The sequence below is a fragment of the Enterobacter sp. CM29 genome (genome assembly GCF_013179605.1).
Classification (GTDB): Bacteria; Pseudomonadota; Gammaproteobacteria; order Enterobacterales; family Enterobacteriaceae; genus Enterobacter; species Enterobacter intestinihominis.
On record NZ_JABMCU010000252.1, the window covers coordinates 1 to 5,233 of the forward strand.

General features: G+C 59.9%; 6 protein-coding genes. All 6 read left to right on the top strand.

All coding sequences use genetic code 11. From position 1 onward, the window contains the following. The coding region (gene tagH, locus HP459_RS21075) for a type VI secretion system-associated FHA domain protein TagH (RefSeq protein WP_171936784.1) at positions 1 to 583 on the top strand (583 nt) is incomplete at its 5' end. Then, the gene (locus HP459_RS21080) at positions 580 to 1,377 is read left to right on the top strand and encodes a PP2C family serine/threonine-protein phosphatase (protein WP_003859969.1); all 798 of its coding nucleotides are present in this window, start codon (positions 580 to 582) and stop codon (positions 1,375 to 1,377) included. The genes tagH and HP459_RS21080, both read left to right, overlap by 4 nt. Positions 1,378 to 1,393: 16 nt before the next feature. Continuing rightward, the gene (locus HP459_RS21085; RefSeq protein WP_171936785.1) at positions 1,394 to 2,386 is read left to right on the top strand and encodes a hypothetical protein; all 993 of its coding nucleotides are present in this window, start codon (positions 1,394 to 1,396) and stop codon (positions 2,384 to 2,386) included. 9 nt (positions 2,387 to 2,395) lie between these two features. Beyond that, positions 2,396 to 3,208, top strand: coding sequence for a type VI secretion system accessory protein TagJ (locus tag HP459_RS21090; RefSeq protein ID WP_171936786.1), 813 nt, complete (start codon positions 2,396 to 2,398; stop codon positions 3,206 to 3,208). Further along, positions 3,201 to 3,764 carry a type VI secretion system baseplate subunit TssE gene (gene tssE / locus HP459_RS21095; RefSeq protein WP_015570336.1) on the top strand — a complete coding sequence of 188 codons (564 nt, stop codon included), beginning with the start codon at positions 3,201 to 3,203 and terminating at the stop codon, positions 3,762 to 3,764. Before HP459_RS21090 ends, tssE begins: the two co-directional genes overlap by 8 nt. Before the next feature lie 2 nt (positions 3,765 to 3,766). Continuing rightward, a partial coding sequence (gene tssF, locus HP459_RS21100) for a type VI secretion system baseplate subunit TssF (RefSeq protein WP_171936787.1) occupies positions 3,767 to 5,233 on the top strand: 1,467 nt, incomplete at its 3' end.

Consider the following 5,233-nt stretch of genomic DNA (forward strand, 5'->3'; position numbering starts at 1 on the left):
CATGGGCCTGAGCGAAATGCAGCCGGTGCCGCAGTTTGACCGGGAAAATATGCGTCAGCTGGGGCAGATCCTGGGCATGTTCTCGCAGGGGACCGTGGCGCTGCTCTCCTCGCGCTCCATCCTCAAGCGTGGGGTGAAGGCTGATATGACCATGGTGCTCGACGATGCCAACAACCCGTTCAAGCTGCTGCCAACCGGTAAAACGGTCCTGATCCAGATGTTCGGCACGCCGATGCCGGGCTTTATGCCGCCGACCAAATCGGTGCGTGATGCGCTGATCGATCTGCAGGCGCACCAGCTGGGGATGATCTCCGGTATCCGTGCCATTATCGCCGCCATGCTGCAATCCTTTAACCCGGAACAGCTGGAAGAGCAGGCGAAACAGAACGGAATGACGTCACGCCTGGCGCTGCCGGGCAGCCGTAAAGCCGCGCTGTGGGATTATTTTGTTCGCAGCTATGGCGAGACGGCGGGCGAGATCGAGGACGACTTCCATACCCTGTTTGGCGAAGCCTTCCTCCATGCCTATGACATGGAGGTCAATCAGTACAAAGACTCACAAAGCGGATCGGAAGAAAAATGAATATCGCAACGGCTTCTCTCTCCCGCCAGGGGACGCGCGCCAGCAACCAGGATCAGACGGGAGAAACCATCGGGGAACGTTCAGCCTGCTTTGTCGTCTGTGACGGCATTGCGGGCCTGCCGGGCGGCGAGGTGGCCGCTGAGCTGGCCCGCAACAGCATTATTTCCCGCTTTGACGGCGACAAGCACCTGAATGCGCAGCATATTCGTGACTACGTCCAAACGGCGAACCGCACAATCCTCAGCGAACAACAGGCCGTGCAGGACTATCGCCGGATGGGCACCACGCTGGTCAGCCTGTTTATCGACAGGGATTACCGTCTGGCTTACTGGGCGCACGCCGGAGACAGCCGCCTGTACCTGTTTCGCCGCGGCTGGCTGTGGCACGTCACCACCGACCACAGCCTGGTGCAGCAGATGAAAGATGCCGGGCATCAGACCGACGATCTCAACAGCAACCTCCTGTATCTGGCGCTGGGTATTGAGAATGGCGGACCGGAAGCGAGCTACAGCGATGTTGTGCAGGTTGAAGACGGTGATGCGTTTTTACTCTGCACCGACGGTTTCTGGCACGGCGTCAGCGAAGAGCAGATGAAACAGTCGCTGCACATGGTCAATACGCCACAGGAGTGGCTGACCTTGATGAACCAAATCATTCAAAAGAATGCTGAACAGGAGGGCAATGCTCAGGATAACTATACCGCCGTGGCGGTGTGGATGGGCAACCCTCAGGACACCACTTTGCTGCATACGCTCTCTGACGCAGCACAATTTCTTCCCTGCGGAACTGATTAGACACACAAGGATTGATATGAAACTTTGGCTATCGGGTTTGGCTCTTCTGACGGTGGCGACCACCGCACAGGCTGAAAACTTCCGCATCGTGCAGTCTCCTGCGCAGAAGCTGGATATCTGGATCGACAACATTAAAGACAATACGCCGCAAAACTGGTGTAAGGCGGACGTGGCGCTGCGTATCGTGGCGAACGGCAAGAAAGAGGTTTCGGTGCTGGAAAACTTCGTGCCGCGCCTTGGCTCGCTGCTGGAGCACCAGTGTAGCAAACTGAATACCCTGAACTGGACGCTTAACGATCCGGAAGGCACGACGCTTGCCCGGGGCACAGCGGCTAAAGCGCAGGACTGGGCGCTGGTGGTGAAACAGCAGGAAACGGCGGCGGCAACGACTACCACCACCACCTCAGGCGCGTTGCTACCGCCTGACCAGAATCCGGAGACGCACACCGTGGCGGCAGATCGTACGCCATGGCAGGAGTTCACCCTTCAGGACGGTTGCCACCTGCGCACCTTCTGGGAGGGCGGTTCCTCCGCGCCAGCGCTGTTTATTCCCGATTCCGACACCACTCGCTGCGGTAACGGCAGCTGGCTCAGCGGCCACACCGTGGTGACGCAGAATCGTAACGGGACGCAGAAAGCGATTCCGGTCACCTACATTCACGGCTTCCCGGTGATGGGACTGAACAACGCGGTCGATCCTGAAAAGGCGCTGATCACCTCCGTCAACAAAGAGCGCATGGTCTTCAGCACCCCGAACAGCGACCAGAGCTGGATGATCCTACCGTACGACAGCACCCTGAACGGCTGGAAGAGCAACGGCACGGTGGCGGTGGAAATCACCCGTGAGATCGCCAGCGACGACGCCAGACTCCAGGCGCGTATCGCAGAGGTGAAGAAGATCTGGAGCGCATGGATTACACCGGGCGCGGAGCTGAACGTTGTTCTGATTGACACGCTGCGTCCGCAGCTACGCGATCCGGCTGTGGGCGCCTGGCGCGCGGCGAATTAAGGAGGGGCTATGAATACGCTTTATCAACGTCTGGCGGGTGAGTCGATTAGCGACGCGCTGCTTCGCCTGGAAGCCGAAATCAAAGCTCGTCCGGCGGATGCCGATCTGCGCGCCGCGTTTGTGCAGTTTCTGATCCTCAGCGGCAACTGGGCGCGCGCCCTGACCCAGCTGAAAAGCTGGCTGGCGCTGAAGCCGCAGGCAAAACCAACCGTAACGCTGCTGGAGCAGGCCATTCAGGGTGAACAGCAGCGGGCGCGCGTGTTCGCGGGAGAGGTACGACCGGCAATGCCCGAGGCGCAGTGGCCGTGGCTGACCACGTTAGCCCAGGCGCTGACCGAAAGCGCAGGGCATGCGCAAACGCTGCGCCTGGCGGCACTCGAACAGGCCCCGGCAAGCCGCGGGCAGGTCACGCTGGAGAATGAAGAGAGCCACACCTTTGAATGGCTGATGGACGGCGATGCCCGTCTGGGGCCGGTGTGTGAAACCCTGGTCAACGGCCGCTATTTCTGGGTGCCGTTCTGCGCCATCGACACGATCCGTTTTCAGGCTCCGGCCAGCGTGACCGATCTGGTGTGGCGTCATGCTCTGGTCCGCCTCACGGACGGCACCGAGCAGGTGTGTCAGATCCCGGCGCGTTATCCGTTTGCTGACGGAGCGCCAGACAGCGTTAAGCTGGGGCGCACCACCGAGTGGCTTCCACTCGACGATGACGGCACCCTGTATGAAGGCATGGGGCAGAAAGCCTGGCTGAGCGAGCTAAGCGAAAGCCCGCTGCTCACCCTGAGCCTGGTGACGTTCGTCGCGGATGGCGCGGATGAGTAATCCCGCTGGCGAAGGCGATCTGCTGCGCAGCGGCTGGCAGGCCCGCAGCAGACAGGAGAAAGTGGGGGCGCGCGACAAAATGCAGCCGTCACTGCTGGATCGCCTGACGGATAACGATCCGGAAAAAAAACGCGAGTCCGCCAACAGTAATCTGATTACCCACGCCGCGCTGCGTCGTAACGTCCTGCGGGATTTACAGTGGTTGTTTAACACCATTAACCACGATGCCTCCAGCGATCTGAGTGGTCTGACGCAGGTGAGCCGTTCTGTCGTTAACTTTGGCGTCGCGCCGCTGGCGGGGAAAAGAATGTCCGATATCGAATGGCACGACATTCAGCGCAAGCTCACCGAAGCGATTATTAACTTTGAACCGCGGATCCTGCCGCAGGGGCTTCAGGTTCGCTGCGTGTCCGATACCTCCTCATTAGATCTGCACAACGTGCTGTCTATCGAAATCAAAGGCCGCCTGTGGTGCGTACCGTATCCGCTGGAGTTTCTCTTTCGCACCGACGTCGATCTTGAGAACGGCCATTTTGAACTGAAGGATGCGGGGTAATTATGGAAAGCAAACTGCTCGAATATTACAACCGTGAACTGGCCTATCTGCGCGAGATGGGCGCGGAGTTCGCCGAACGCTACCCAAAAGTGGCGGGGCGGCTCGGCATGCGCGGCATCGAAGTGGCGGATCCGTACATAGAGCGCCTGATGGAAGGTTTCGCCTTCCTGACCTCCCGCGTGCAGATGAAAATGGACGCCGAATTTCCACGCTTTTCACAGCGTATGCTGGAGATGATTGCGCCAAATTACCTGGCGCCTACGCCGTCGATGGCGATCGCTGAGATTCAGCCCGACAGCAGCCGGGGCGACCTGAGCAAAGGCTTTATTGTGCCGCGCGGCACCATGATGGACAGCCTGGCGCTGAAAAAAACCGGCGTTACGTGCAGCTATACCACGGCGCACGAGGTCAACCTGCTGCCGTTAAAAATTGAGCGGATCGAGCTGGGCGGCGTTCCCGCCGATCTGCCGCTGGCCCAGCTCGGCCTGAGCCAGCGGGGGATCAGCAGCGCCTTACGGATCCGCATTGCCTGCGATGGCCCGCAGCATCTTGGGCACCTGGATTTTGACCGCCTGGAGTTCTTCTTAAGCGGCCCGGACATCGAGGCGCTGAAGCTGCTGGAGCTGGTGATGGAGCACCACGCGGGTATTGTCTGCCAGACGGTCAGCAAGCAGCCCCAGCGCCAGCTGCTGTCGTCTGACGCCCTGGGTCAGGAAGGCTTTGATGCGGATCAGGCGCTGCTCCCGGACGATCTGCGTAACTTCGACGGCTATCGCCTGTTGCAGGAGTACTTTGCGTTCCCGGCGCGTTTTCGCTTCATCAGCCTGAGCGGGCTGGGCAAGCTGATCCAGCGCTGCGAAGACGAAAAAGCGTTTGATATCTTCATTCTGCTCGACAAGAGCGACGATCAGCTGGAGCGCGTGGTGGATGCCAGCCACATGGCGCTGCACTGTACGCCGGTGATCAACCTGTTCCCGAAAGTGGCGGCCCGGCAGAAGCTGAGCGAAAGCCAGCATGAATACCATCTGGTGGTGGATAACATCCGCCCGCTGGATTATGAAATTTATGCTGTGAAAAAAATCTATGCCAGCGCGGATGGTCAGCGGGACGACCAGACGTTTCGTCCGTTCTGGAGTACCTGGAGCGGAGACGCGGGCAACTACGGCGCCTATTTTTCCCTGCGCCGTGAACAGCGCGTCCTCTCTGAACACGCGCTGCGCTACGGCACCCGCACGGGCTATATCGGCTCGGAGGTCTTCGTCTCGCTGGTGGATGCGCAGCACGCGCCGTGGCAGGAGAATTTGCGCTACATTTCCGCCGAGGTGCTGTGTACCAGCCGCGACCTGCCGCTGATGCTCCAGCAGGAGCTTGGGCAGTTTATTATGGCAGACTCCATGCCGGTGAAGGCGTTAACCCTGCGTAAAGGCCCGACGCCGCCGCGTCCGGCGCTGGCGGAAGGGTTTAGTACC